Annotated in this window: 27 protein-coding genes; 13 read left to right on the top strand and 14 right to left on the bottom strand. The window is 70.6% G+C overall.

The genetic code is table 11. The features are described from left to right. The first annotated feature begins 52 nt into the window (after positions 1-52). Complete coding sequence (gene pdxS, locus CUT39_RS07745; RefSeq protein WP_100445440.1) at positions 53-973, top strand: pyridoxal 5'-phosphate synthase lyase subunit PdxS; 921 nt, start codon at positions 53-55, stop codon at positions 971-973. A 44-nt stretch (positions 974-1,017) separates the two neighbouring features. Here pdxS and CUT39_RS07740 read toward each other — a convergent pair whose 3' ends face one another. The 3 genes from CUT39_RS07740 to CUT39_RS07730 form a co-directional block, all read right to left on the bottom strand. Next, positions 1,018-1,422 carry an SSI family serine proteinase inhibitor gene (locus CUT39_RS07740; RefSeq protein WP_100445398.1) on the bottom strand — a complete coding sequence of 135 codons (405 nt, stop codon included), beginning with the start codon at positions 1,420-1,422 and terminating at the stop codon, positions 1,018-1,020. 378 nt (positions 1,423-1,800) lie between these two features. Then, a complete protein-coding gene (locus tag CUT39_RS07735; RefSeq protein WP_100445397.1) occupies positions 1,801-2,337 on the bottom strand; it encodes an AdipoR/hemolysin III family protein in 537 nt (178 codons plus the stop codon). Between the two features lie 22 nt (positions 2,338-2,359). After that, the gene (locus CUT39_RS07730) at positions 2,360-2,770 is read right to left on the bottom strand and encodes a hypothetical protein (protein ID WP_100445396.1); all 411 of its coding nucleotides are present in this window, start codon (positions 2,768-2,770) and stop codon (positions 2,360-2,362) included. A gap of 177 nt (positions 2,771-2,947) precedes the next feature. Between CUT39_RS07730 and pdxT the strand changes: the two genes are divergently transcribed. The 4 genes from pdxT to CUT39_RS07710 all read left to right on the top strand — a co-directional run bounded on the left by pdxT (position 2,948) and on the right by CUT39_RS07710 (position 5,219). After that, a complete protein-coding gene (gene pdxT / locus CUT39_RS07725; RefSeq protein ID WP_100445395.1) occupies positions 2,948-3,610 on the top strand; it encodes a pyridoxal 5'-phosphate synthase glutaminase subunit PdxT in 663 nt (220 codons plus the stop codon). Beyond that, positions 3,607-4,365: a YebC/PmpR family DNA-binding transcriptional regulator gene (locus CUT39_RS07720; RefSeq protein WP_100445394.1), complete on the top strand. Its 759-nt coding sequence runs from the start codon at positions 3,607-3,609 to the stop codon at positions 4,363-4,365. Before pdxT ends, CUT39_RS07720 begins: the two co-directional genes overlap by 4 nt. 136 nt (positions 4,366-4,501) lie before the next feature. After that, complete coding sequence (locus tag CUT39_RS07715; protein WP_157930539.1) at positions 4,502-4,807, top strand: type II toxin-antitoxin system Phd/YefM family antitoxin; 306 nt, start codon at positions 4,502-4,504, stop codon at positions 4,805-4,807. A gap of 55 nt (positions 4,808-4,862) precedes the next feature. Continuing rightward, the gene (locus CUT39_RS07710) at positions 4,863-5,219 is read left to right on the top strand and encodes a type II toxin-antitoxin system VapC family toxin (protein ID WP_100445392.1); all 357 of its coding nucleotides are present in this window, start codon (positions 4,863-4,865) and stop codon (positions 5,217-5,219) included. Positions 5,220-5,242: 23 nt separating this feature from the next. On the opposite strand, the gene CUT39_RS07705 is transcribed toward CUT39_RS07710, so the two are convergent. Further along, positions 5,243-5,893 carry a phosphoribosyltransferase gene (locus CUT39_RS07705; protein WP_100445391.1) on the bottom strand — a complete coding sequence of 217 codons (651 nt, stop codon included), beginning with the start codon at positions 5,891-5,893 and terminating at the stop codon, positions 5,243-5,245. 54 nt (positions 5,894-5,947) lie between these two features. Next, complete coding sequence (locus CUT39_RS07700) at positions 5,948-7,198, bottom strand: multidrug effflux MFS transporter (protein ID WP_198586958.1); 1,251 nt, start codon at positions 7,196-7,198, stop codon at positions 5,948-5,950. 200 nt (positions 7,199-7,398) lie between these two features. Here CUT39_RS07700 and ruvC point away from each other — a divergent pair, with 200 nt between their 5' ends. From ruvC to secF, 6 genes are all read left to right on the top strand, one after another. Further along, positions 7,399-7,917 carry a crossover junction endodeoxyribonuclease RuvC gene (gene ruvC / locus CUT39_RS07695; protein WP_198586957.1) on the top strand — a complete coding sequence of 173 codons (519 nt, stop codon included), beginning with the start codon at positions 7,399-7,401 and terminating at the stop codon, positions 7,915-7,917. Next, on the top strand, positions 7,914-8,513 hold the full coding sequence (gene ruvA, locus CUT39_RS07690) for a Holliday junction branch migration protein RuvA (RefSeq protein WP_100445389.1): 600 nt from the start codon (positions 7,914-7,916) through the stop codon (positions 8,511-8,513). The genes ruvC and ruvA overlap by 4 nt, the downstream gene beginning before the upstream one ends. Before the next feature lie 3 nt (positions 8,514-8,516). Next, positions 8,517-9,575 carry a Holliday junction branch migration DNA helicase RuvB gene (gene ruvB, locus CUT39_RS07685; protein WP_100445388.1) on the top strand — a complete coding sequence of 353 codons (1,059 nt, stop codon included), beginning with the start codon at positions 8,517-8,519 and terminating at the stop codon, positions 9,573-9,575. Between the two features lie 79 nt (positions 9,576-9,654). Continuing rightward, entirely contained in the window at positions 9,655-10,107 is a 453-nt protein-coding gene (yajC, locus tag CUT39_RS07680) for a preprotein translocase subunit YajC (protein ID WP_198586956.1), read from the top strand. A gap of 133 nt (positions 10,108-10,240) precedes the next feature. After that, positions 10,241-12,094 carry a protein translocase subunit SecD gene (gene secD, locus CUT39_RS07675; protein ID WP_157930537.1) on the top strand — a complete coding sequence of 618 codons (1,854 nt, stop codon included), beginning with the start codon at positions 10,241-10,243 and terminating at the stop codon, positions 12,092-12,094. A gap of 9 nt (positions 12,095-12,103) precedes the next feature. Then, complete coding sequence (gene secF, locus CUT39_RS07670; RefSeq protein WP_100445386.1) at positions 12,104-13,294, top strand: protein translocase subunit SecF; 1,191 nt, start codon at positions 12,104-12,106, stop codon at positions 13,292-13,294. An 82-nt stretch (positions 13,295-13,376) separates the two neighbouring features. Here secF and CUT39_RS07665 read toward each other — a convergent pair whose 3' ends face one another. The 4 genes from CUT39_RS07665 to CUT39_RS07650 form a co-directional block, all read right to left on the bottom strand. Beyond that, complete coding sequence (locus CUT39_RS07665; protein ID WP_100445385.1) at positions 13,377-13,568, bottom strand: YtxH domain-containing protein; 192 nt, start codon at positions 13,566-13,568, stop codon at positions 13,377-13,379. A 103-nt stretch (positions 13,569-13,671) separates the two neighbouring features. After that, positions 13,672-16,077 (bottom strand): RelA/SpoT family protein, encoded by a 2,406-nt coding sequence (locus CUT39_RS07660; RefSeq protein WP_269799151.1) that lies wholly within the window; start codon positions 16,075-16,077, stop codon positions 13,672-13,674. 91 nt (positions 16,078-16,168) lie between these two features. Beyond that, a complete protein-coding gene (locus tag CUT39_RS20690; RefSeq protein WP_198586955.1) occupies positions 16,169-17,029 on the bottom strand; it encodes a peptidylprolyl isomerase in 861 nt (286 codons plus the stop codon). A gap of 39 nt (positions 17,030-17,068) precedes the next feature. After that, positions 17,069-17,365, bottom strand: a complete 297-nt coding sequence (locus CUT39_RS07650; protein ID WP_100445384.1) for a hypothetical protein — start codon at positions 17,363-17,365, stop codon at positions 17,069-17,071. A 173-nt stretch (positions 17,366-17,538) separates the two neighbouring features. On the opposite strand from CUT39_RS07650, the gene CUT39_RS07645 reads away from it, so the two are divergent. Both CUT39_RS07645 and hisS read left to right on the top strand, forming a co-directional pair. After that, a complete protein-coding gene (locus CUT39_RS07645; protein WP_232805654.1) occupies positions 17,539-18,219 on the top strand; it encodes an MBL fold metallo-hydrolase in 681 nt (226 codons plus the stop codon). A gap of 56 nt (positions 18,220-18,275) precedes the next feature. Then, on the top strand, positions 18,276-19,604 hold the full coding sequence (hisS, locus tag CUT39_RS07640; protein WP_100445382.1) for a histidine--tRNA ligase: 1,329 nt from the start codon (positions 18,276-18,278) through the stop codon (positions 19,602-19,604). An 8-nt stretch (positions 19,605-19,612) separates the two neighbouring features. Here hisS and CUT39_RS07635 read toward each other — a convergent pair whose 3' ends face one another. The 5 genes from CUT39_RS07635 to CUT39_RS07615 form a co-directional block, all read right to left on the bottom strand. Then, positions 19,613-20,791, bottom strand: a complete 1,179-nt coding sequence (locus tag CUT39_RS07635) for an NAD(P)/FAD-dependent oxidoreductase (protein WP_100445381.1) — start codon at positions 20,789-20,791, stop codon at positions 19,613-19,615. A gap of 81 nt (positions 20,792-20,872) precedes the next feature. Then, positions 20,873-21,808, bottom strand: a complete 936-nt coding sequence (locus CUT39_RS07630; protein ID WP_100445435.1) for a sigma-70 family RNA polymerase sigma factor — start codon at positions 21,806-21,808, stop codon at positions 20,873-20,875. 14 nt (positions 21,809-21,822) lie between these two features. Beyond that, complete coding sequence (locus tag CUT39_RS07625; protein WP_100445380.1) at positions 21,823-23,007, bottom strand: NAD(P)/FAD-dependent oxidoreductase; 1,185 nt, start codon at positions 23,005-23,007, stop codon at positions 21,823-21,825. 79 nt (positions 23,008-23,086) lie between these two features. After that, complete coding sequence (locus tag CUT39_RS07620) at positions 23,087-24,031, bottom strand: RNA polymerase sigma-70 factor (protein WP_100445379.1); 945 nt, start codon at positions 24,029-24,031, stop codon at positions 23,087-23,089. A gap of 24 nt (positions 24,032-24,055) precedes the next feature. Continuing rightward, positions 24,056-24,841 (bottom strand): hypothetical protein, encoded by a 786-nt coding sequence (locus tag CUT39_RS07615; RefSeq protein ID WP_100445378.1) that lies wholly within the window; start codon positions 24,839-24,841, stop codon positions 24,056-24,058. Positions 24,842-24,968: the final 127 nt, after the last annotated feature.

Raw genomic sequence — 24,968 nt, 5'->3', positions numbered from 1 at the left:
TCGCGGCGTAGAATCGGCCGGGTCAGGCAATCCCTACTCAGACGACCTCGAGATGGAGCCGGTGACCGTGTCAGAGACCCAGAAGACCGAGCCCGAACTCGGCACTGCCCGTGTCAAGCGGGGCATGGCCGACATGTTGAAGGGCGGCGTCATCATGGACGTCGTCACGCCGGAGCAGGCGCGGATCGCCGAAGACGCCGGGGCGGTGGCGGTCATGGCGCTCGAACGCGTCCCCGCCGACATCCGAGCCGAAGGCGGCGTCTCCCGGATGAGCGACCCCGACATGATCGACGGGATCGTCGAGGCCGTCTCCATCCCGGTCATGGCCAAGGCCCGCATCGGCCACTTCGTCGAGGCGCAGGTCCTGGAGGCGGTCGGCGTCGACTACGTCGACGAGTCCGAGGTCCTCACCCCCGCCGACGAGGCCCACCACATCGACAAGTGGCAGTTCACCGTGCCGTTCGTGTGCGGGGCGACCAACCTGGGCGAGGCCCTGCGCCGCATCGGCGAGGGCGCGGCCATGATCCGCTCCAAGGGCGAGGCCGGCACCGGCAACGTCGTGGAGGCCACTCGCCATATGCGGCAGATCCGCGCCGAGATCGGCCGCCTCACCAAGCTCGACCAGGCCGAGCTGTTCGTGGCGGCCAAGGAGCTGCGTGCGCCCTACGAGCTGGTCGCCGAGGTCGCGAGGCTCGGCAAGCTCCCGGTGGTGCTGTTCACCGCCGGCGGCATCGCCACTCCGGCGGACGCGGCGATGATGATGCAACTGGGCGCCGAGGGCGTCTTCGTCGGCTCGGGGATCTTCAAGTCCGGCGACCCGGCCGGGCGCGCCGCCGCGATCGTCAAGGCGACGGCGTTCCACGACGACCCGAAGGTGCTCGCCGAGGTCTCGCGCGGCCTGGGCGAGGCGATGGTCGGCCTCAACGTCGACACCCTCGACGAGGACCAGAAGCTCGCCAAGCGGGGCTGGTAGCCCCGGACTCGGCGGGAGGGCCCGCGGGCCCTCCCCGCGCCGCCTCAGCGCTCGGCGATGGCGAACACGTGCCCGCCGGTGTAGCTGACCGCCGTGCACAGGTTCCCGAACCGGCCCCGGTAGTGGCGGTATCGGCCCTCCCAGACGCCGTGCGCCCGCACCGTCACCGGCCGGTGCTCGGTGGTGCAGACCGTTCCGGCCCACCGGATCGAGCCGATGTCGCCGTCGACGGCCGCGAGCTGGTCGCACGCCCGGGGCCCGCGCGGATGGGTCCGCCCGTCGGGGCAGGTGAGCACCGCGTCGTAGCGGGGGCCGTCGTCGAATGCCACTTCCAGGTAGTAGGCCCCGCCCTGCGGGCGCGCGACCGAGTGGGCCTGCACGGGGGCGGCCGCCGAGACGAGCGCGGCCACGGCGACCACCGCCGCGGCGCGGATGAGCTTGCTGATCATGACGCGATCCTAAGTAGCCCGAAGCGCGCGAACCCCCATCGACACACCCGGACCGGCCCGGCGTCCTAGGCTGTTGGCATGAACGCAGAGGACCTCGACCGGCTGCCGACCACCGATCTGCAGCACCGGGCATTCTCGCTGGCGCGGCACCGCCGCGACTGGCGGTTCTTCATCGACCTGTTCCGCCACACCCCGGCGGCGGGGGAGGCCGACAACCTCGACCCGGACGTGGCCGAGATCGGCGTGGCCATCGACGACCTGATCGCGATGTGGCGCGAGGCCACCCGCGGCCAGTGGGGCGGGACCGAACCGCTGGCCCGCGCGGTGTTCATCGACTACATCCGTCAGCACGAACGAGCCGCGGACGACGACTCGCGGTTAGCCGCGCCGCTGGTCGGCCCAGTGCCGGACATCGGCGGTGAGCAGCCACCACAACGACAGGATCGAGGCGAACATCCACGGGGCGACCAGCAGGGCGAACATCGGCATCATCAGCACCGCCGCCACGCCCAGCACGACCGAGCCGCCCAGCGCGGTCCAGCGGACGGCCCGCAGCCGGGTCTTGAGACGCATCGCGCAGAGGGCGACCACGATCGCCGCCAGCGCGGTCCCGATCGCCAACGACAGATAGAGGGTGAGGAAGCCCGAGCTCTGGTAGAAGTCGAACGTCTCCTGGGCGAGCGTCTCGACGTCCTCGACTCCCTCCTGCGCCTCGTAGCGCTCGATGATGTCGTCGATGGTCTGACTGCGCGAGGAGAAGATCAGCAGGGTGAGGATGTTCCCCGCGAGCACGCCGCAGACCGCTTCGACCCACAGGGCGATGCGCAGTCGCCCGACTTGCTTCGGAGGGCGTTCGTCCTCGTCGTCGCCGCCTCCGGGCTGAGAGGGGGGACCGAAGTTGGGTTGCGGGAGCATGGGCGTCAGCCTCCGGAGCCGGTTAGTGGTTGAACCAGCGGCGAGCGAACCGCTCGGTCAACGTTCCGATGATCGTAATGGGAACGATAGCCAACGCGATGCACAGCGCCCAGTAGAGGCCGCCGGTGATGATCAGCCACACCAGTCCCGCCAGTGCCGCGATCTGGCTGAGCAGGATCAGGAGCCACAGGACCCGCCACTGGGTGCTCAGCAGCAGCGTCGCGATGACCAGGAACACGGCGAGGGCGCCTAGCCCCACCGCGCCCCGGTAGACGTCGTGCTCGGCGGCGGGCGGGACCAGGTCGCGGAAGCTGTGATGGAGCAGCACCAGCAGGCCCCCTGCGGCGACGCAGATCGCCGCCTGCAGCCACATCGCGTTGCGCCCGGCGCGGACCGAGCGGGGCTTGGGATTGCGCTTCACGATCTCAGGCATTTGATTCTCTAGCTCCTAAGGGGTGCGGCACGTTCGCCCGGAGAGCCTAGCGGATCACCACCGGCGGCCCGGCTTCCCCCCGCACCGGCCCCCGCGGCGATCGCCCAGGTAGTCGCGGGTCGTGGTCCGGAACTACCCTTGAGGCGCCCGTGGAAGCGAGTTTCTTGGAGTTCTCTGATGAGCGGCCTGCCTCAGATCGGCATTCTGGCGCTGCAAGGCGACGTGGTCGACCATGTGCGCGCGATCGAGGCCGCCGGCGGACGGCCGGTGCCGGTGCGCCGGGCCTCCGAACTCGACGCGGTCGACGGCCTGGTCATCCCGGGCGGGGAGTCGACGACCATGAGCCGCCTGCTGGAGGTGTTCGACCTGTTCGAGCCCGTGAGCAAGCGGCTCGACGCCGGTATGCCCGCCTTCGGCTCCTGCGCGGGCATGATCATGCTCGCCGAGGAGGTGCTCGACGGCCGTCCCGACCAGCGCTCGTTCGGTGCCATTCCCATGACGGTGCGCCGCAACGCTTTCGGTCGGCAGGTCGATTCGTTCGAGGACGAGGTCCCGCTGGAGGGCGTCGACGGCGGACCCTTCCGCGGCGTGTTCATCCGCGCCCCTTGGGTCGAGCGGGTCGGCGAGGGCACCGAGGTCCTCGGTCGCGTCGGCGGCGGGCGCCGAGCCGCGGACACCCCGGACGGTAGGATCGTCGCCGTACGCGCGGGTGCCTGCATGGCGACCTCCTTCCACCCGGAGGTGACCGATGACGCGCGGGTGCACCGATACTTCGTGGATATGGTCCGGCGCTCCGGTGCCGGGCAGGCCGATGAGAGGAACGAGGGAGCGCCGGAATGAGTGGCCACTCCAAGTGGGCGACGACCAAGCACAAGAAGGCCGCCATCGATGCCAAGCGGGGCAAGCTCTTCGCCAAGCTGATCAAGAACATCGAAGTGGCGGCCCGCACCGGCGGCCCGGACCCGGAGGGCAACCCCACGCTGTTCGACGCCATACAGAAGGCCAAGAAGAGCTCGGTGCCCAATGACAACATCGACCGGGCGGTCAGGCGCGGCGGCGGCCTAGACGGCGGCGCGGTCAACTACGAGACCCTCATGTACGAGGGCTACGCGCCCGGTGGCGTGGCGATCCTCATCGAGTGCCTGACCGACAACAAGAACCGCGCCGCCTCCGAGGTCCGGGTGGCGCTGACCCGCAACGGCGGCACCCTCGGCGAGGCCGGCAGCGTCAACTACCTGTTCTCCCGCAAGGGCATCATCGTGGTCTCGAAGGCCGACGGGCTGACCGAGGACGACGTGCTCGTGGCGGTGCTGGACGCCGGCGCCGAGGAGGTCAGGGACCTCGGGGAGGGCGGCTTCGAGGTGGTGTGCGAGCCGACCGACCTGGTCGAGGTGCGCACCGCGCTGCAGAAGGCCGAGATCGACTACGACTCGGCCGACACCGGCTTCGAGCCCTCTACGAGCGTCCCGGTGGACGCCGACGGCGCCAAGAAGGTGATGAGGGTCGTCGACGCCCTCGAGGACTCCGACGAGGTCCAGAACGTGTTCACCAACGTGGACGTCCCCGACGAGGTCTGGGCGCAGCTCGACACCTGACGGGGCGATTCGACCGGGCCGGACGCGCTCGTGGCACCCCGTCCCGCGGTATGTGGCCGACACGACAGCGCGAAAGTTGCGTCGTTGCCGGGAAACGCATGACATCTTGTCGAGAATGTGCGTCATGATGGATGTCATGACCGAAGAACAGGTGACGATCCGGGAACTTCAGCGGAATGCCGCCGAGATCTTCAAGCGTGTTCAGGAGGGCCACACGGTCCAGGTGACTCGGTGGGGCGAGATCGTCGGCCAGATCAATCCGCCCGATCCGGCGAACGCCGCAATCGACCGAGCGATTGCGGCCGGGATCCTCGATCCGACAACCCTGGATTCACTCCCCACCGGGGCTGAAGTCCGCGAACTGGTTCGTGAGTCGTCCCCACCCGGAACGAACCGGGGAAGCGACGCGGTCCTCAGCATGCGTGAGGAGCGAGAGTACTGATGCGGTTTCTCTACCTTGACTCCTGTGCGGCGATGAAGCTGTTCCTCGACGAGGAATGCTCCGTAGAGTTGGAGGACTGGATAGCAGGCCATGCCGGGGGCGTCAAATCACGTCATACCTCACTCGGACCGAAGTGCGCCGAGGGCTTCATGCCGCGGGTGCGCAGCAGGAGGCCCGCGCGCAAGCCTTCCATTGGCTCGAACGAACCGCGGTGATCGCGCTCCCCGCCGCGATATACGAGGCTGCCGGTGAGCTGCAAACCGGGACGTCTCTGCGATCGCTGGATGCGATACATGTGGCCGCGGCACTCAGTTTGAACGACGCCTTGGACTTCTTCGTCACGTACGACAAGCGCCAAGCCGCCGCGGCCGAAGCCGAGGGAATTCGCGTGGCTTCACCGGGCCTCGGCTGAAGGCCCGGCCCCTTCCCCGGCGCTCACGCGGTGAGGTGTTCTTCCAGCAGCTCCCTGACCTCGTCGTCTCCGGTCTGGCCGAAGCTGCGGTAGGACTGGCCGACCGCCATGAACGGCTCGGGCTGTGTCGCGCACACCATCTCGTCGACCTGGTCGGTCAGTTCCCGGCAGGTGCTCGCCGGGGCGGTCGGCACGGCCACGACCAGGTGAGCCGGCCGCTGCCGCCGGACGGCGTCGATCGCGGCCCGCATGGTCGCCCCGGTCGCCAGGCCGTCGTCGACCAGCAAGACCGTCCGCCCGCGCACCGGGGGAGCGGGCCGGTCGCCCCGGTAGGCCCGCTCGCGGCGGCGCAGTTCCTCGCCTTCGCGCTCGGCGACCCGGTCGAGCTCCTCGGGGGCGATGCCGAAACCGTTGACGACCCGGTCGTTGGTCACCACCACCTCGCCGGTGGCGATCGCGCCCATGGCGAGCTCCTCGTGACCGGGCACGCCCAGCTTGCGGACGGTGAACACGTCCAGCGGCGCCTCGAGCGCCCGGGCGACCTCGTAGGCCACCGGCACGCCGCCGCGCGGCAGGCCCAGCACCAGGACGTCGGCCCGGCCCCGGTGGTGGTCGAGCAGGGCCGCCAGCGCGACCCCGGCGTCGTGCCGATCGCGGAACACCCGATCAGGCATACCCGGTAGATGCCCGCGCCCGAGCGCGGGTAAACCAGGCGCCCGGCCGGTGCTCTATGCGCTGGCCGCTACCGGCTGGGCCCGGTAGATGCGGACGGTGGCCAGGACCGCGATCGCGGTCCCGAGCCCGTAGACGACCATGCCACCGGTCATGCTCAGCAGGCTCACCCCGCCGAGCGTCGCCAGCGCCGGCATGGCGCCGCCGGCGGCCATCTGGAGGCAGCCCATGAACGCCGAGGCGGTCCCGGCGATCTGGGGCCGCTGCGAGGACATGGCCGCCGCGCCGGCGTTCGGGAAGATGATTCCGCATCCGAACATCATCACCGCGATCCCGATCGGGACCGTGACGAGGCCGTCGATGCCGGCCAGTTGCACGCCCGCGATCCAGGCGACGCCCGACATGGAGACCGTCAGGCCCACCAGCATGCGCCGGGTCGACTCGACCCGCTTGATCATGAACATGTTCGTCTGGTTGTCGGCCAGGATCGCCACGGTGCCGGCCGCGAACAGCAGCGAGTACACCCCGGGCGAGGCGCCCATCTCGTTCTGGGAGACGAAGCTGAAGGTCGACACGTAGGTGAACAGCATCGAGAAGTTGAAGATCACCACCAGCGTCGGGGCGATGAACCGCGGGTCCCGCACCAGGCGGCCCAGGGTCAGCACGAACTCGCGGCCGTTGAACTCCTGCCGCTGGTCGGCCGGGAGGCTCTCGGGCAGGAACCGCCACACCAGCCCCGTCGCCAGGGCGGCCATGACGCCCATGAACACGAAGATCACCGGCCACGGCCCTATATGGATCAACTGGGCGCCGATGAGCGGCCCCAGCATGGGCGCCAGCATGGTGATGAAGAGCATCTTGGCGGTGAAGCGGGTCATGTCGTCGCCCTTGAAGTGGTCGCGGATGACCGCGCGGGCGATGACCATCCCCGCCGCGCCGCTCAGGCCCTGCGCGAAGCGGATGGCGATCAACTGCTCGGCGCTGGTGGCGACCGCGCACAGCAGCGCGGTCACGGTGAACACGCCCATGCCGGCCAGCAGCGGCACCCGCCGGCCGAACCGGTCCGAGAGCGGGCCGAGGACCGCCTGGCCGGCCGCCAGACCGACCATCATGGACGTAAGGGTGAGCTGGATGTGGTTCTCGGTCGAGCCCAGCGCCTCGGCCATGTCCGGGAACGCGGGGAGATAGAGGTCCGTGGCCAGCGGCGCGGTCGCGGTCAGGGCGCCGAGCACGAAGACCATCATGACGATGTAGCGGCGCGAGTGGGCGCCGTTGGCGGCCTCGGGGTTGAACGCTGCGGCGGACACAGTCAACTCACAATAAAGTCGTTGGAGGACATTGGGATTCGGGTCGAAAACGTGCGGAAGCGTCGTTGCCCGGTCCCCTCGAGGCTAGTCCTCGGCCTAACCGGTCGGCAAGTAGTTTATGGGGAATGCCGCGAGCGTCACCGGACGCCGCTGTCGCCCCGGACCGATAAGCTGACCCCGACCACGGAACGGAGGAGCGAGTGCGCGTGATGGGGATCGACCCGGGACTCACCCGCTGCGGCGTCGGCGTCGTCGAAGGGCGCCCCGGCGCCCCCGGAAGGATGATCGCCGTCGAAGTCATCCGCACCGACCCCGACGCCGACCTCGCCGACCGGCTGCTCCGACTCGACGACGGCCTGCGCCGCCACCTGGTCGACTGCAAACCGGAGGCCGTCGCCGTCGAACGGGTGTTCAGCCAGCACAACGTCGCCAGCGTCATCGGCACCGCCCAGGCCTCCGGCGTCGCGCTGCTCGCCGCCGCCCGCGCCGGCCTGCCCGCCGCCACCTACACCCCCTCCGAAGCCAAGGCCGCCATCTGCGGCAACGGCACCGCCGACAAACGCCAGGTGACCGCCATGGTCACCCGCATCCTGCGGCTCGAGGCTCCCCCGAAACCGGCCGACGCCGCCGACGCGCTGGCGATCGCCGTCTGCCACCTGTGGCGGGGCGGCATGAAGTTCAAGCTCGCCGCCGCGGCCCGGAAAGGCGGCCGGCGATGATCGCGCAGTTGACCGGAACCGTCGCCGCCGTGGGCGAGTCCTACGCCGTGGTCGACGTCGCCGGCGTCGGCTACGCCGTCCACGCCGGCGCCCGGACCCTGGCCGACCTCAAGGTCGGCTCCAAGGTCGTCCTCCACACCTCCACGATCGTCCGCGAGGACTCGATCACCCTGTTCGGCTTCAACGACCCCGACGAGCGCGACCTGTTCGAACTGCTCCAGACCGCCCAGAAGATCGGGCCGCGCATCGCCGGCGACGCGCTCGACTCCCTGCGGCCCGACGTCATCCGCCACGCCATCGCCACCGGCGACACCGCCACCCTCTCGCGCATCCCCGGGGTCGGCAAGAAGAGCGCCGAACGCATCGTCCTCGACCTGGCCGACAAGATCGGCCCGGTGGTGGAGACCGCCGCCCCCAAGCAGTCCGGATCCCGCCCCGGCGGATGGCGCAGCCAGGTCGGCCAGGGGCTCCAAGCCCTCGGCTGGTCGTCCAAGGACGCCCAGACCGCCATCGAGAAGCTCGACGCCGAAGGCGTCGACGGCGCCGACGTCCCTACGCTGTTGAAGCAAGCCATCCGACTGCTCGGAAAGCGATAGGCCATGGACGAACCGGAGTACACCGCCGAGGAGTGGGACCGCGCGCTGACCGCCGCCGAGGCCACCGAGCTCGACCGGGTCGCCGAGGCCGGCATCCGGCCCGGCAAGCTCGATGACGTCATCGGGCAGAACCGGGTCCGCGAGCAGATCGGTCTCCTGCTCGAAGGCGCCCGCCGCCGCGGCGCCGCCCCCGACCACCTGCTGCTGTCCGGCCCGCCCGGCCTCGGCAAGACCACCCTCGCCATGATCGTCGCCGCCGAGCTCGGCGTCGGCCTCCGCCAGACCTCCGGTCCGGCCATCGAGCGCTCCGGCGACCTGGCCGCCATCCTCACCGGCCTCGGCCCCGGCGAGGTCCTGTTCATCGACGAGATCCACCGCATGGCCCGGCCCGCCGAAGAGCTCCTCTACACCGCCATGGAGGACTTCCGCGTCGACGTCGTCGTCGGCAAGGGCCCGGGCGCGACGGCCATCCCGCTCGAACTCGAGCCGTTCACCCTCGTCGGCGCCACCACCCGCGCCGGACTCCTGACCGGGCCGCTGCGCGACCGCTTCGGCTTCCTCGGCCAGCTCGAGTTCTACGAGCAGGCCGACCTCGAGGCCATCGTCGAGCGCTCGGCGGGCATCCTCGAGGTCGAGGTCACCGGGCCGGGCGCGGTCGAGATCGCCTCGCGCTCGCGCGGCACGCCCCGCGTCGCCAACCGGCTGCTCCGCCGGGTCCGCGATTTCGCCCAAGTCCGGGCCGACGGCGTCATCGACGCCCGGGTCGCCGCCGACGCCCTGGCCCTCTACGACGTCGACGAGCGGGGCCTCGACCGCCTCGACCGGGCCGTCCTCAGCGCCCTGGTCAAGACCTTCGGCGGGGGACCGGTCGGCCTGACCACCCTGGCGGTGGCCGTGGGCGAGCAGTCCGACACCGTCGAAGAGGTGTGCGAGCCCTACCTGGTGCGCGCCGGGCTGCTCGCGCGCACCCCCCGCGGGCGCGTGGGCACCGCCGACGCCTGGCGGCACCTGGGCCTGGAGCCCCCGCCCACCGAAGGGCTGTTCGGCGGCGGCGGCGCGTAGGGTGGGATATGTCGGGACGTCCGCGATAGACTTCCAGCCCACGTCTCGATCGATCCGAACATTCAACGAAAGGCACACCGTGCTCTCAGCCGTAGACGTTCTCGCGCAGGAGGATGCCGGAGGCGGCAACCTGCTCTTCCTGGTCATGATCGTGGGCTTCATCGTGCTCATGTACTTCGTGATGATCCGGCCTCAGCGGAGGCGCCAGCGCGAGCAGCAGGAAATGCAGACCAAGGTCGAAGCGGGCGCCCGCGTCATGACCATCGGCGGCCTCTACGGAACCGTCGTCGACTCCGACGACGAGACCGTCACCGTCGAGGCCTCCGACGACGTGTTCCTCGTGTTCGCCCGCCAGGCCATCGCCAAGATCCTCACCACCGACGAGCCGGCCGCCGAGGAGGCCGAGGAGTCGGCCCCGCTCACCGAGGAGGAGGCGACGCTCACCGACGAGGACCTCGAGCGCCTCCGCGCCACCGACGAAGGCGGCGGCGACGACAAGCACTCCGGCAAGTCCGACCGCAAGGAGTACTGAGCGCGTTCACGGCTCCGCAGCAGGCGGTTGCCGCGGGACCCCCATACCGGGACAAGCGTCAGATCGCGGCCGTTTAGAATGAGCCGCGCCTACCGGCGTGTCCAAGACCACTCCTTGAGGAAGAGACTGACCATTGGCTTCAGTTACGGGCGCTGACCGCCCAAGAAAGAAGATTCAGCGTAAGCGCCTGCCCGTCGCCCCCTATTTCCTGGCGCTCCTGGCCGTCATCGGATTGCTGTGGGCGGCCTCGGTGGCCGGTGCGGGGTTGAAGTTCCCCACCCCGAAGCTCGGTCTCGACCTGCAGGGCGGTCTGTCCATGACGCTCTCGGCCTACCTCCAGGACTCCGACCAGGAGCCGGACGACGAGACCATGGAGCAGGCGCGGCAGATCATCGAGAGCCGCGTCAACTCCACCGGTGTGAGCGAGCCCGAGGTCTTCGTCGAGGGCACCGAGAACGTCGTCGTCAACGTGGCCGGAAGCGACTCCGACGAAGAGGCCCTGCGTGACGTCGGTGCCCCCGCGGAACTGCGCTTCCGCATCGTCACCGAGCGCATCACGGACACCTCCGGCCTCGAAGGCCTGCCCGAACCCGAGCAGGACGGCTCCGAAGAGGGCGCCGAAGAGGAGGCCACCGAGGGCGAAGGCGGCCAGGAGCCCGCCGATGAGACTTCCGAGGAGCCCCAGGAGGACACCACCGACGACGCCGCCGCCGGCGGCGCCCAGGTCGACTCCACCGACCCCGAGGACGAACAGGCCCCGCAAGGGGACGTCACCATCGAAGACGTGTGGGAGAAGGTCGGCCCCGAGGCCGCCGAGATGGCGCAGTCGCTGAACTCCGCGCCCGACGCGGCCTCCGCCGCGACGCTGGAGCCGTTCGGCGAGCTCACCGCCGAGGAGGTCGGCGTGCTGCCGGCCAACGTCCAGTTCTACGTCCCGAACATCACCTGCGAGCAGTTGGACGCCCGCCCGCCGGGCTCGGTCCAGGACCCCGAGGTCGCGGTCGCCGCCTGCTCGTCCCCCGAGGAGGTCGCCGACGGCGAGACCACCGGCACCTACTCCGAGAAGTTCCTGCTCCAGCCGGCGGACGTGGTCGGCTCCGACGTCGCCGAAGCCGACGTCGGCGTCGACCAGGCCAACCTCAACCGGTTCGTCGTGAACGTCCAGTTCACCGCAGACGGTGCCGACCGGTGGGGCACCCTCACCCAGGAGAACGTCGGACAGGACGTCGCGATCGTCCTCGACAACGAGGTCGTGAGTGCCCCGACCATCCGGGAGGCCTCCCGGAACTCGACCCAGATCTCCGGCGACTTCTCCTCCGAGGAGGCCAACCAGTTGGCCGAGCAGCTCAACTTCGGCTCCCTGCCGATCAACTTCGTCGTCGAGACCATCAACGAGGTCACCGCCACCCTCGGCGTGGTCCAGCTCGAGGCCGGCCTGCTGGCCATGGCGATCGGGCTCCTGCTGGTGTTCCTCTACTGCCTGGCCTACTACCGGGTCATGGGCTTCATCGTCCTCGGCAGCCTCCTGACCGCCACCGTCGTGCTGTATCCGACCGTGTCGCTCCTGGGCTCCCAGATCGGCCTCACCCTCACCCTCGCCGGCGTCGCCGGGTTCGTGGTCGCCATCGGCATCACCGCCGACTCGTTCGTGGTCTACTTCGAACGCATCAAGGAAGAGATGCGCGGCGGCCGGTCGGCCCGCTCGGCCGTGCCGCGGGCCTGGGTCCGCACCAGGCGCACGCTGCTGTCGGCCAACGCCATCTCGATCATCGCCGCGCTGGTCCTGTACATGCTGGCGATCGGCCCGGTCCGCGCATTCGCCTTCGCGCTCGGCCTGTCGACGCTCGTGAACGTCATGGTGGTGTTCCTGTTCACCCACCCGATCGCCGAATGGCTGGCCCGCGGCAAGCTGCTGAACAACGTCCACCTCTCCGGCCTGCACACCCGGACCCTCGCGGTCCCCGGCAAAGCGGCCTCGCGCGGCTAAGGAGCATCCATGAGCACCGAGCAGAAGAACGCCCAGAAGCCGCGCTCCGTGTGGAGCAAGCTCTACCGAGGCGAGAACGACTTCCAGTTCATACCCAAACGGCGCCGCTGGTACCTGTTCTCGGCGGTCCTCATCGCCGCGTGCATCGCCGTCATGCTCGTCAAGGGCTTCGTCATGGGCATCGACTTCGCCGGCGGCAACCAGTACAACGTCCCCGACACCGGCCAGGCGACCCTCACCGAGGTCGAGGCCGCCGCCGCGGGCGCGGGCGTCGAGATCGCCTCCGGGCAGATGGCCGGCTCCGGCGAGGACCAGTCGTTCATCATCCGCACCGCCGTCACCGACCTCGACACCTCCCAGGAGGCGCGCCAGGCGATGGCCGACGAGGTCGGGGTCGGCTCCGACCAGATCTCGGTCTCCGAGGTCTCGGCCACCTGGGGCGCCGCGGTGTCCCAGCAGGCGCTCATCGCGCTGGTGGTGTTCCTGATCCTCATCACCGCGTTCATCTGGCTGCGGTTCGAGCGGCGCATGGCCGTCGCCGCGCTGGGGGCCCTCGGCCACGACCTGCTGCTGACCGCCGGGATCTTCTCGCTGATCGGCTTCGAGGTCACGCCGTCGACGATGGTCGGCATGCTGACGATCCTCGCCTACTCGCTGTACGACACCGTGGTCGTGTTCGACAAGGTCCAGGAGAACACCTCGAACCTGCTCCAGTCGCGTCGGCAGACCTTCGCCGAAGGCGTCAACGACGCGGTCAACATGACCCTGATGCGTTCGTTGAACACCTCGCTGATCGGCGCGCTGCCGGTCGGGGCGCTGCTGTTCATCGGCGTCGGCATGCTCGGCGTCGGCACGCTCAAGGACCTGGCGCTGGTGCTGTTCGTCGGCATCATCACCGGTACGTACTCCTCAGTATTCCTGGCCGCCCCGTGGGTGGTCGACATGGCCGAACGCAGCCCGGTCTACAAGAAGCACAACCAGAAGGTCGCCAACAAGCGGGCCGGCAAGGGCGACGACGACGAGACCGCGCGGCCGAAGACCGCCGACCGGAGCGACGAAGTCGAACTCGAGGTCCTCGACCCCGAGCCCGCCACGGCCGGCGCCGCCAGCCGCAGCGGCGGCGGAGGCGGCGGCGGCCCGCGCCCGGGCGCCCGCCCCAGCGGCTCCGGAAGTCGGCAGCGCCGCAAGAAGCGCCGCTGACCCCCGACACGACCGAGGGCGTGCGATCCGGCCGGATCGCACGCCCTCGTGACGTTCGGGAAGGAATAAGGACAAGGCGGCCCTAACCGTCGCGCTTGAACTTCGACAGCTCCTCTTCGGCCCGGTCCTTCGCGCTCTCGGCGTGTTCCTCCGCCTTCTCGCCGAGCGGCGAATCCTTGGCCCTCTCGTAGAGCTCTTCCCCCTTGTCCTTGGCGTCCTCGGCGTATTCGCCGGCCTTGTCCTTCATTTCCTCGAACCTGTCTCCGAATCCCACGGCCAGTACCTCCTCGGTAAGCGGGTGTCACCTGTGACTATAGGGACTGGAGCGGCTCTGGGAGGCCAGTCGACGAAGAGAGCGCCCGACTGCCGGACGAGGCTCAGGACTTGGAATCGGCGCCGGTGAGGCGGTAGGCGTCGTAGACGCCGTCGATCTTGCGGATCACCTTCAGGATGTGGTCCAGATGCTCGGGGTTGGCCATCTCGAACGTGAACCGGGACAGAGCCACCCGGTCGCGGGTGGTGGTCACCGTCGCCGACAGGATCGACACCCGCTCGCCCGACAGCACCTGGGTGACGTCTGCCAGCAGGCGGTGCCGGTCCAGCGCCTCGACCTGCACGGTGGCGACGAACGTCGCCTTCTCGTCCTCCTCCGACCAGCGGACCTCCACCGTGCGGTCGGGCTGGAGCTCGACGCGCTCCTCGGCGTTCTCGCAGTCCCGGCGGTGGATGCTGACCACGTGGTAGCGGGTGGCGAAGCCGATGATCGAGTCGCCCGGGATCGGATTGCAGCAGTGCGCCAGGCGCACCGGCATGTCGCCCTCGTTCATGCCCGCGATCGTGACCGCGGCGTGGATGTCGCCGTGCTCCTCGGGGACGATCCGCGCCGGCTGGGTCGGGGCCGTGGCCTCGGCCATGTCCTCGGTGGCGCCCTCGGCGCCGCCCTGGAGCTCGAGCAGCCGGTTCACCACGTGGGTGGGGCCGAAGTGGCGCTCGCCCAGCGCGGCGTACAGCGCCTCCACATCCTTGAGGTTGAGGTCCTTGGCGATCGAGGTCAGGTTGTCGTGCGAGAGCATGCGCTGCATCGGCAGCCGCCGCTTGCGCATCGCCCGCGTGAGCTCCTCCTTGCCGAGCTCGATGGCCTCCTCGCGCCGCTCCCGCTTGAAGTGCTGCTTGATCTTCGTGCGCGCCCTCGGGCTCTTGACGAAGTTGAGCCAGTCCTCGCTGGGGCTGGCCTCCTTCGAGTTCGAGGTGAAGATCTCGACCACGTCGCCGTTGGACAGCGTGGACTCCAGCGGCACGATCTTGCCGTTGACCTGCGCGCCGATGCACCGGCCGCCGACCTCGGTGTGGACGGCGTAGGCGAAGTCCACCGGCGTCGACCCGGCCGGAAGGGCGATCACGTCGCCCTTGGGGGTGAAGACGTACGCCTCGGAGGAGGCCAGGTCGAACCGCAGCGCGTCGAGGAACTCCGAGGGGTCGGCGGCCTCGCGCTGCCAGTCCAGCAACTGCCGCAGCCACGCCATGTCGTCGATGTGCGCCGGCGGACCGGCCACGGTGGAGTTCTTGGTCTCCTTGTACTTCCAGTGCGCCGCGATGCCGTACTCGGCGGTGCGGTGCATCGCCCACGTCCGGATCTGCAGCTCCACCGGCTTGCCGTTGGGCCCGATGACCGAGGTGTGCAGCGACTGGTACATGTTGAACTTCGGCATCGCGATGTAGTCCTTGAACCGGCCCGGCACCGGCTGCCAGTTCGCGTGGATCACCCCGAGCGCGGCGTAGCAGTCGCGCTCGCTCTCCACCAGGATGCGAAGTCCCACCAGGTCGTAGATGTCGTTGAAATCGCGGCCCCGGACGATCATCTTCTGGTAGATCGAGTACAGGTGCTTCGGCCGGCCCGACACCTCGGCCTTGATCCGCGATTCCTTCAGTTGCTCCTTGACCTGCGCGGTGACCTGCTGCAGCAGCATCTCCCGCTGCGGGGAGTGCTCGGAGACCAGCCGCGCGATCTCGGCGTAGCGCTTCTTGTAGAGCGTGGCGAACGACAGGTCCTCCAGCTCCCACTTGATGGTGTTCATGCCCAGCCGGTGGGCCAGCGGCGCGAGGATCTCGAGCGTCTCGCGGGCCTTCTGCTCCTGCTTCTCGGGCGGCAGGAACGTCAGCGTGCGCATGTTGTGCAGCCGGTCGGCCAGCTTGATGACCAGCACCCGCGGGTCCTTGGCCATCGCCACGACCATCTTGCGGATCGTCTCGGCCTTGGCGGCGTCGCCGAGCTTCACCTTGTCGAGCTTGGTGACCCCGTCGACCAGCAGCGTGACCTCGCCGCCGAACTCCTCTGAGAGCTCGTCAAGGGAGAACTCGGTGTCCTCGACCGTGTCGTGCATCAGCGCGGCCACCAGCGTGTTGGTGTCCATGCCCAGCTCGGCCAGGATCGATGCCACCGCGAGCGGGTGCGTGATGTAGGGGTCCCCGGACTTGCGGAACTGGCCGCTGTGGAGCTCGTCGGCGCGCGTGTAGGCCCGCTGCAGCAGCCGTACGTCGGCGCGCGGGTGCGCAGCCCGGTGGGTCGCCACCAGCGGCTCGAGCACCTCGGGGAGCGTCGAGGACTGCCAGGGCGCGTTGAAGCGCGCCAGTCTCGCGCGCATCCGCCGGCCGGTGGGAGGGCCGACCGAGACGGCCTCCGAGGAATCGGAGGCCTGTGTCTCGGTGCCCGGGGACTTGCCGCCGGGCCCTGCGGCTCGTTCGGTCACCACCGTCGCCTCCTGCCACTCGCTGTGCCAATGCACGGCTTGCAAGCTTCGCCGCGGCTTGCCTGCCCGCTCCTCAAGCTTAGGTGCACATCGTAGCGGGGACCAGCGGCGGGGCCGGGCGGGTGGATCACATGGCCCCGGCGTCGGCGACCTCTTCGACGATGTCGAGACCGCCGGTGATCTCGCCCAGGATCGTGTAGTTCGCCGGGCTCAGCGTGGAGTCGTCGTAGACGATGAAGAACTGGCTTCCGGTGGTCCCGGGCCCGGCGTTGGCCATCGCGATGGTCCCGGCCGGGTAGTTGTTCTCGCCGTCCTCGGGGAGGTTCTCCTCGGCGTACTGGAAGCCCGGGCCGCCCGTACCGGCCTGCTCGGGCATGCCGGCCTCGATCGCTTCGCGCGCGGTGGGATCACCGCATTGGAGGACGAAGATTCCCTCGGTGGTGAGCCGGTGGCACTGCGAGGTGTCGAAGTAGCCCTGCCCCGACAGGTAGGTGAAGGCCCCCGCGGTGCAGGGCGCCGCCTCGGTGTCGATGTCGGCGGTGATGGTCCCCAGGCCGGTCTCGATCGTCATCTCCTGGGTGCCCGCGGCCGGCTGGGTGGCCGGCGGGGTCTCGGCGCCCTCGGAGCCCTGGGAGGGGCTGTACTCGCACTCGGCGGTCGCGCCCGACTCGGGCTCGCTCATGGCCAGGGAGTCGATGATGACCTCCTGGGCCGGCAGGCCGTCGGTGGGCTGCGCGGGCTCCTCCTCGGCGGGCTCCTCCTCCGCCGGGGCGGTGGTCGGCGCCTCGGCCGCCTCGCCGTCGTCCTCGTCGTCGCCGGAGACGATCCCGAAGGTGATCCAGGCGGCCACCACCAGGACGACCAGCGCCCCCACCCCGCCGAGGCTCCACAGGACGGTGCGTCGCTTCTTCTCCTCCTCGGCCTTCTCGGCCATGCGCTGCTGGAGCTGGGCGCGGGCGGCAATCCGCTGAGCCTGTTTCGACGCCACCGTCGGTTCTCCTTCGAAGTCGTGGGCGGTGCGGGGCTGCTATTCGGTCGGTTCGTCGGCCGGGGGCTCCTGGTCGCCTTCGGCCGGGGCCTCCTCGGTCGGGAGGCCGGTCATCTCCGTCGGGGGGACGTCGGTGGCCGGGTCCACCGGCTCCTCCTCGTCGAAGAAGCCGCTCTGCCACAGGTAGCCGAGAGTGAGCAGGGCCGCGATCACCAGAAGTCCGAGCGTCGCCTGGAGTCGGCGCCGCCGCCGCATCTTGCCGGCCAGGCGCGCGTTCTTCTTCGCGTTCGCGATGCGCTGCTTGCGCCGCTCCATGTGCTTGGACTTGGCGGGCACTGCGGGGCCTCCTCGAAATACCGGTTTAGGCAGAGCTTACGAGCCGCATGACGGCCCGGTACGTTCTGGGGTTACGCGGATTGGAGTGTATCCGGGCATTGCCGGTGGATTGTCAGCGGCGTCACCCACCCCCGCGGGTGTATCCTGAGGCGCGGCGAAGGAGGGAAACCCGAGTGCTCATCGAGACGCTGGTCGCGGACGCGTTCGGCACGAACTGCTACGTACTGGCCGACGGCCGCGGCTCCGAATGCGTCGTGGTCGATCCCGGCATCGGCATCGAGCCGCGCCTCGACGACCTCCTCGCCGAGCACCGGCTCAAGCCGGTTGCGGTCGTCCTCACCCACGGGCACTTGGACCACACCTTCTCGGTCGCGCCCGTCTGCGGTTCCAACGAGGTCCCGGCCTACATCCACGCCGACGACACCCACCTGCTGGAGGACCCGGCCCGCGGCTTCGGCCCCGGCACCGCCGCCATGTTCGGCACCGGCCTGGACTGGACCGAGCCCGACGACGTCGAGATCCTCCCCGACGGCGGCGTCCTCGACCTGGCCGGGATCCGCTTCAAGGTCGACCACGCCCCCGGCCACACCCAGGGCTCGACCATGTTCCACACCACCGGCGACGAGGCCACGCCCTACACGCTCAGCGGCGACGTCCTGTTCGCCGGCGCGATCGGCCGGGTCGACCTCCCCGGAGGCAGCGAGACCCAGATGCGCGACAGCCTCGAGAACAAGGTGTTGCCGCTCGCCGACGAGACGATCGTCCTGCCCGGCCACGGCCCGCGCACCGACATCGCCACCGAGCGCGCGTCCAACCCGTTCCTCCGGCAGGCCGCCGAGCATCATCGCCGCTGACCCGCGCCCGCCGGTCAGTCAATCCGAACGCAGCCAGCCCGAACCAGGAGACAGCCATGCCACGACCCCAGCCGCTCTCGGGATTCCCCGAACTGCTGCCACGGCAGCACATCGTCGAGCAGCAGGTGGTCGACCATCTCCGCCGGGCCTTCGAACTCCACGGCTTCGCCGGAATCCAGACCCGCGCGGTCGAACCGCTGGACCAGCTCCTGCGCAAGGGCGAGACGTCCAAAGAGGTATACGTGCTGCGGCGGCTCCAGGCCGACGCCGAATCCGGCGACGCCGGGCTCGGCCTCCACTTCGACCTGACCGTACCGTTCGCCCGCTACGTCCTCGAACACGCCGGGAAGCTGCAGTTTCCGTTCCGCCGCTACCAGATCCAGCCTTGCTGGCGCGGCGAGCGCCCCCAGGAGGGCCGATACCGGGAATTCTGGCAGGCCGACATCGACATCGTCGACCGCGACGAGCTGCCGGCGCACTACGAGGTCGAGATCCCGCTGGTCATCGCCGACGCACTGCGCGGCCTGCCGCTGCCGCCGGTGCGCATGCACGTCAACAACCGCAAGCTCTCCCAGGGCTTCTACCGCGGCCTCGGCATCGGCGACACCGAAGCGGCCCTGCGGATCATCGACAAACTCGACAAGCTCGGACCCGAGGCGGTCCGCAAGCTCCTCGTCGAGGAGATCGAGGCGAGCCCCGACCAGGCCGACGCCTGCCTCGAACTGGCCGGGATCAGCGCCCCCGACACCTCGTTCGCCGACCGCGTCAGGGCCCTCGGCGTCACCGACCCGCTGCTGGACGAGGGCCTCGAGGAGCTCGCCGCCGTCGTCGCGGCCGCCGAGCAGGAGGCCCCCGGCCTGGTCGTCGCCGACCTCCGGATCGCCCGCGGCCTGGACTACTACACCGGCACCGTCTACGAGACCGTCCTGGAGGGCCACGAGGGCCTCGGCTCGGTGTGCTCGGGCGGGCGCTACGACACGCTAGCCTCGGACGGCAGGACCACCTACCCGGGCGTGGGCCTGTCGATCGGCATCTCGCGGCTGCTGGTGCCGCTGCTGAGCACCGGCGCCCTGAGCGCCACCCGCGAGGTGCCGACCTGCGTGCTGGTCGCGCTCGCCGAAGAGGAGGGCCGCGCGGACGCGAACGCGCTGGCGCGGCGCCTGCGCGCCCGCGGCATCCCGGTCCAGGTGTCGCCGTCGGCGGCCAAGTTCGGCAAGCAGATCAAGTTCGCCGACAAGCGCGGCATCCCGTTCGTGCTCTTCCCCGGAGACGGCGGGCAGGACCCGGAGATCAAGGACATCCGCTCGGGGGAGCAGTCCCCGGTGGACGTCGACTCCTGGGAGCCGCCCGCCGAGGACCTCCACCCGCGGATCGTCGCCGCCTGACGCGACGCCTACGCGGCCGCCGCCTCGCTGCCGGAGGCCGACCGCTCGGACAGGCGGCGGCGCCGGGTCGGCTTGCCGAAGGTCGGGTTGGCCACGCCCCAAGCGGCGCCCTTGCAGATCAGCTCCTTGAAGCGGGCGGCGGACCTGCCCTTGAGGACCGCCGACTTAGCCCGGTCGTCGGCGGTCACGAACTGGATGATGCCGTCGCCGCGGCCGAGGCTGATGCACTGGTTGAAGTACCGGATCGGCACGGTCGGGACCTCCCGACCGGCCAGGCGAGCGGCGATGGCGTCGGCGGCCTGCCAGGCGGCCGGAGTGCCCGAGGCGCACGACATGCGCAGCGGCTTGCCGCCGGGCCCTTCGGCACGGGCGGCGTCGCCGACCGCGTACACCTCCGGGTGCGAGACCGACCGCATGGTCCGGTCGACCTCGATCTGCCCCGAGTCCGATACCTCGAGGCCGCTGGCGGCGGCGATCGGGTGGACGGCGAACCCGGTGGTCCACACGGTCACGTCCGCGCCGATCGCCCGGCCCTCGCCGGTGGCGACGCCGCCGGCCTCGACGCGCGCCACCTCGGTCCGCTCGTGAGCGGTGATGCCGAGCCGGCCGAACACCCCGCGCAGGTGCCGCCGGGCCTTCGGGGCGAGCCAGTCGCCGAGGCCGCCCCTGGTGGCCAGGGCCACCTCCAGCTCGGGGCGGGCCTCGGCGATCTCGGTGGCGGCCTCGATGCCGGTCAGCCCCCCGCCGACGACCATGACCGTTCCACCGGCGGCCAGGCCCTGGAGCCGCTCGCGCAGCCGCAGTGCCGACCGGCGGCCGGCGATCTGGTGGGCGTGCTCGGCGACGCCGGGGACGCCGCGGTCGGCGCCGGTGCTGCCCAGCGCGTAGACCAGGGTGTCGTAGGCGAGCTCGTCGTCGGCGAGCGCGACGGTCCTGCGTTCGGGGTCGACGGCGGTGACGCGGGCGATCCGCACCCGCACCCCGGTGCCGTCGAGCATCTGCTCCAGCCGGCGCCGCTTGAGGTCCTGGCCGGTCGCGAGCTGGTGCATGCGGACCCGTTCGACGAAGTCGGCCTCGGCGTTGACGAGCGTGATCTCGGTGTCGTCGGGGTGCAACCGCCGGGCGAGGCGTCCGGCGGCGGTGGTTCCGGCGTATCCGGCCCCGAGAACGACGATGCGGTGCTTCATGGTCTGTCTCCTGTCTCGGTCGGTTCGTCCCCTGAACCGGACGGGGTAGCGAAATCTGACAGACGCCGGTTATGAACCCGGTCACCACCGGGCGATGAACGGATCCCCCGGTTCGCGTTCCCGCCAGGCGGCGGTGATCCTGACGCACTTGTCCCGGGCGGCGAAGCCGCGCACGGCCGCGATCCCGCCGTCGCTGATGTCGAATGCGACCACGCCCACGACCCGGTCGCCGACCACGGCGAGTGCGGCGGGGGCGCCGTTGACCCGGTCGAGGTGGATCGCGGGGGTCCCGCCGGCCAGCCGCCGCTTGGCATCGGACGGTTTGAAGCCCCGGAGGAAGGCGGTCGCCACCCGCTCCCGGGTGGCGAACCACATCGGGTGCTCGAACAGTCCGGCGCCGTCGGAGAAGCCGGTCGCGTCCTCGGTGAGCAGCTCGACCAGCTCCTCGGTGCGCCCCGAGGCGGCGGCGTCGAGGAACGCCTCCACGATCCGGCGCGCGGTGGCGCGGTCGACTTCGGTGTCGTGCCGCGCGGCGGCGACGCGGCGGCGGGCCCTGTGGGCGTGCTGCTGGCTGCCGGACTCGGTGATGTCCAGGATCCGGGCGATCTCGGCGTGCGGGTACGAGAACGCCTCCCGCAGCACGTAGACGGCCCGTTCCACCGGTGAGAGACGCTCCATGAGGGTCAGCACGGCCAGGGAGACCGATTCGCGCTGCTCGGCGGTCTCGGCCGGGCCGAGCATCGGGTCGCCCTCGAGCAGCGGTTCGGGCAGCCGGTCGCCCGCGGCGCGCTCGCGCCGCGCCCGCGCCGAGCGGAGCCGGTCGAGGCACAGATTCGTGACGACCTTGGTCAGCCACGCCTCCGGCGACTCGATGCACTCCCGGTCGGCGGCCTGCCAGCGGACGAACGCGTCCTGCACCGCGTCCTCGGCGTCGGCCGCCGAACCGAGCAGGCGGTAGGCCAGAGCGGCCAGTCGCCCCCGGTCGGTCTCGAACCGTTCGGTCGCGGTGCGGTCGATCGGCAAGTGTCCTCCTAGGCGGCCACCGCGGTGGTCCGGTCGGATGCGGCGAGGCGGCGCCGCCGCTGCGGCGGTCCGGCGGTCGGGTGGGTCGCGTTCCAGGCGGTGCCCCGGTAGACGAGGTTTTTCAGGGCCACGGCCTTCCGCCCGCGGATGCACCAGGACTTCGGGCGCAGGTCGGAGCCGACGACTTGGAAGACCGCGTCCCGACGGCCGAGGCCGATGTTATTGCCGACGTACCGCAGCTTGGCGGTCGGGACCCGGCGTCCGGTGAGGCGGGCCGCGATCGAGTCCGCCGCCTGGATGCGGGTGAAGCCGGCCGAGGCGCAGGACATCGGCAGCGGCCGTCCGTTCTCGCCGATGACGTGGACGCTGTCGCCGAGGGCGTAGACCTCCGGGTGTGAGACCGATCGCAGGGTGCGGTCGGCGACGATCCGGCCGGTGTCGGCGACCTCGAGACCGCCGGCGGCGGCGATGGAGTGGACGGCGAACCCGGCCGCCCACACGGTCGCCGCGGCCGGAAGGGACGTCCCGTCGGCAGCGACGGCCCGTTCGGCCTCGACCCGTTCGATCGGGGTGTGCTCGCGGACGGCCACGCCCAGCCGGTCGAGGGCCCGTTGGAGGTGCCGTCGGGCCTTCGGGGCGAGCCAGTCGCCGATCTCGCCGCGGGTGGCGAGCGCGACCTCAAGCTCGGGGCGGGTCTCGGCGATCTCGGTGGCGGCCTCGATGCCGGTCAGGCCCCCGCCGGCGACGAGGACGTCCGAGCCCGGGCCGAGTCCCGCCAGGTGTTCGCGCAGGCGCAGTGCCGATGCACGTCCGGCGATGTCGAAGGCGTGCTCGCCGACGCCGGGGACGCCTCCGTCGTCGGCGGTGCTGCCCAGCGCGTAGACCAGGGTGTCGTAGGCGAGCTCGTCGGCGGCTTCGTCGTCGTGGACGGCGACGGTCCGGCGTTCGGGGTCGACGGCGGTGACGCGGGCGATCCGGACCCGCACGCCGGTCCCCGCGAAGACGTCGGCCAGGTCGCGGCGCGGCAGGTCCCGGCCCACGGCGAGCTGGTGCAGGCGAATCCGTTCGACGAAGTCGGGTTCGGCGTTGACCAGGGTGATTTCGGTTTCGGCGGGGTGGAGTCGGCGCGCCAGGCTCCCGGCGAGTCCGACTCCGGCGTATCCGGCGCCGAGGACGAGAATGCGGTGTTTCATGGTGTTGCTCCTGTCCGGTTCGCTCGCCTCTTGAACGAGGCGGCGCCCGGTTTCATGACAGCAGCGGCCATGACGGAGGTCACCAGTCCCGGACCAGCGGTTCTCCGGGTTCGGCACCGTTCCAGATCCGGTCGGCCCGGACCAGTTTGTCGGGGTTGACGACGCTGCGGACGGCCGCGACGGCGCCGTCGGCGACGTCGAGTTCCATGACCGCGCCGACGCGGCCGCCGACGACGCCGATGAGCGCCGGGGATCCGTTGGCGATGCCGGCGTACATGTCGATCGGGCCGCCCAGGAGCGCCCGCTTGGAGTCGGCGGGTTTGAACAGGCCGCGCAGGAACTTCGCGACCGCCGTCGCGCCCACGATCGGCCTGGGCCGGGCCGGAATCCTCCCGCCGCCGTCGCCGACGCTGATCGCGTCGGCGGTCAGCATCCGCACCAGCGGCTCGGTCTCGCCGCTGTCGGCGGCGGCCAGGAACTCGGTGACGATCCGGTGCGCGGCGGCCCGGTCGACCGCGGCGCGGGTGCGGCCGGAGGCGACGTGTCCCTTGGCGCGGTGGTAGATCTGCTGGCAGTTGGCCTCGGTGATGTCGAGGATCCGGGCGATCTCGGCGTGCGGGTACGAGAACGCCTCCCGCAGCACGTAGACGCCGCGTTCGACCGGGGACAGACGCTCCATGAGCGTCAGCACGGCCAGGGAGACCGATTCGCGCTGCTCGGCGGTCTCGGCCGGGCCGAGCATCGGGTCGCCCTCGAGGACCGGCTCCGGCAGCCACTGGCCCACATAGGTCTCGCGCCGGGCGCGCGCCGAGGTGAGCTGATTGAGGCACAGGTTGGTGAGGACCTTGGTCAGCCACGCCTCCGGCGACTCGATGCGCTCGCGATCGGCCGCCTGCCAGCGCAGGAACGTCTCCTGCACGGCGTCCTCGGCCTCGCTCGCCGATCCGAGCAGGCGGTAGGCGATGGCCTCCAGGCGGGCCCTGGAGGCCTCGAAACGGTCGACCTCGTGCGGACTCAGCGGCATGGGTCGATCCTAGGTCGTCGGGCGCTAACCGTTGACCTCGCGGACGCAGTAGATCGCGGTGATCGAGTCGATCTCGGGGTCCCAGTCGCGGTCGGCCGCCACCGCGGTGTCGGTGAAGTAGTAGTTCGTGTTGTCGTAGCCCTGGCAGGCGTCGTGGGCCGCGGTGGCGTGCCACTCGTCCTCCGGGTCCGGGTCGTCGGGGTCCTGCTCGATGTGGAGCACCTTCCAGTAGGCGTCGTCGTGGTCGCAGGGCACGACGTAGAACCCGGAATCGACGTTCTCGATGCATTCGTCCACTTCGGGCAGGCGGAACTCGGACTCGACGGCCTCGGTGGTCTCCTCCTCGGGGGTGGGGGAGGGCTCGGTGGTCTCCTCCTCGGCGGAGGTCTCCTCCACCGTGGTCTCGTCGTCGGTGGCCACGTCGTCGCCGTCGTCGTCGCCGGTCAGGGTGAGGCCGACGATGATGGCCCCGGCCGCGACCGCCGCGACCACCACCACGAGCGTGACCAGCAGCGGCGTGTTCGTAGAGCGGCCGCCCGGGGGCGGAGGCGCGGGCTGGCCGGGCTGGAACGCCTGGCCCGGGGGCGGGAATTGCCCCGGCGGCGGGCCCATGGCGCTTCCGGGCGGCACGCTGCCGGGCTGCACGTTCATCGGCGGGTTCGAGTAGGGGTTCTGCTGTCCGTACGGGTCGGGACGGGAGTACGGATCGGAGTCGGTGGTGAAGTGCTGCGGCTGCTGGGGCGAGGGCTGTCCGTACCCGGGCGGCGGCTGCTGATTGGGATCGTAGGGGTTCGGGGGCGGGTAGCTCATGGTCGGTTCTCCGTTGCGTCGCCGGGCAGGGGCGCGGGTTGTGGTCCCGCCTTCCATCATATGAGGAGCGTGCGACTGCGCGCCTCGGTCGAGAACGGGGACCGCCGGCGCTGCCCGGCGGCCCCGG

The organism is Glycomyces xiaoerkulensis, assembly GCF_002798405.1.
In the GTDB taxonomy this organism is placed as follows: domain Bacteria; phylum Actinomycetota; class Actinomycetes; order Mycobacteriales; family Micromonosporaceae; genus Glycomyces; species Glycomyces xiaoerkulensis.
The sequence above is the reverse complement of the archived record's forward strand: the minus strand, read 5'-3'. Positions and strand labels throughout refer to the sequence as shown.

Excerpts from the sequence above, each read along its gene's own strand:
- pdxS (WP_100445440.1), top strand. The coding sequence starts at position 53 with ATGGAGCCGGTGACCGTGTCAGAGACCCAGAAGACCGAGCCCGAACTC.
- CUT39_RS07740 (WP_100445398.1), bottom strand. The coding sequence starts at position 1,422 with ATGATCAGCAAGCTCATCCGCGCCGCGGCGGTGGTCGCCGTGGCCGCG.
- CUT39_RS07735 (WP_100445397.1), bottom strand. The coding sequence starts at position 2,337 with ATGCTCCCGCAACCCAACTTCGGTCCCCCCTCTCAGCCCGGAGGCGGC.
- CUT39_RS07730 (WP_100445396.1), bottom strand. The coding sequence starts at position 2,770 with ATGCCTGAGATCGTGAAGCGCAATCCCAAGCCCCGCTCGGTCCGCGCC.
- pdxT (WP_100445395.1), top strand. The coding sequence starts at position 2,948 with ATGAGCGGCCTGCCTCAGATCGGCATTCTGGCGCTGCAAGGCGACGTG.
- CUT39_RS07720 (WP_100445394.1), top strand. The coding sequence starts at position 3,607 with ATGAGTGGCCACTCCAAGTGGGCGACGACCAAGCACAAGAAGGCCGCC.
- CUT39_RS07715 (WP_157930539.1), top strand. The coding sequence starts at position 4,502 with ATGACCGAAGAACAGGTGACGATCCGGGAACTTCAGCGGAATGCCGCC.
- CUT39_RS07710 (WP_100445392.1), top strand. The coding sequence starts at position 4,863 with ATGCTCCGTAGAGTTGGAGGACTGGATAGCAGGCCATGCCGGGGGCGT.
- CUT39_RS07705 (WP_100445391.1), bottom strand. The coding sequence starts at position 5,893 with ATGCCTGATCGGGTGTTCCGCGATCGGCACGACGCCGGGGTCGCGCTG.
- ruvA (WP_100445389.1), top strand. The coding sequence starts at position 7,914 with ATGATCGCGCAGTTGACCGGAACCGTCGCCGCCGTGGGCGAGTCCTAC.
- ruvB (WP_100445388.1), top strand. The coding sequence starts at position 8,517 with ATGGACGAACCGGAGTACACCGCCGAGGAGTGGGACCGCGCGCTGACC.
- secF (WP_100445386.1), top strand. The coding sequence starts at position 12,104 with ATGAGCACCGAGCAGAAGAACGCCCAGAAGCCGCGCTCCGTGTGGAGC.
- hisS (WP_100445382.1), top strand. The coding sequence starts at position 18,276 with ATGCCACGACCCCAGCCGCTCTCGGGATTCCCCGAACTGCTGCCACGG.
- CUT39_RS07635 (WP_100445381.1), bottom strand. The coding sequence starts at position 20,791 with ATGAAGCACCGCATCGTCGTTCTCGGGGCCGGATACGCCGGAACCACC.
- CUT39_RS07625 (WP_100445380.1), bottom strand. The coding sequence starts at position 23,007 with ATGAAACACCGCATTCTCGTCCTCGGCGCCGGATACGCCGGAGTCGGA.
- CUT39_RS07620 (WP_100445379.1), bottom strand. The coding sequence starts at position 24,031 with ATGCCGCTGAGTCCGCACGAGGTCGACCGTTTCGAGGCCTCCAGGGCC.
- CUT39_RS07615 (WP_100445378.1), bottom strand. The coding sequence starts at position 24,841 with ATGAGCTACCCGCCCCCGAACCCCTACGATCCCAATCAGCAGCCGCCG.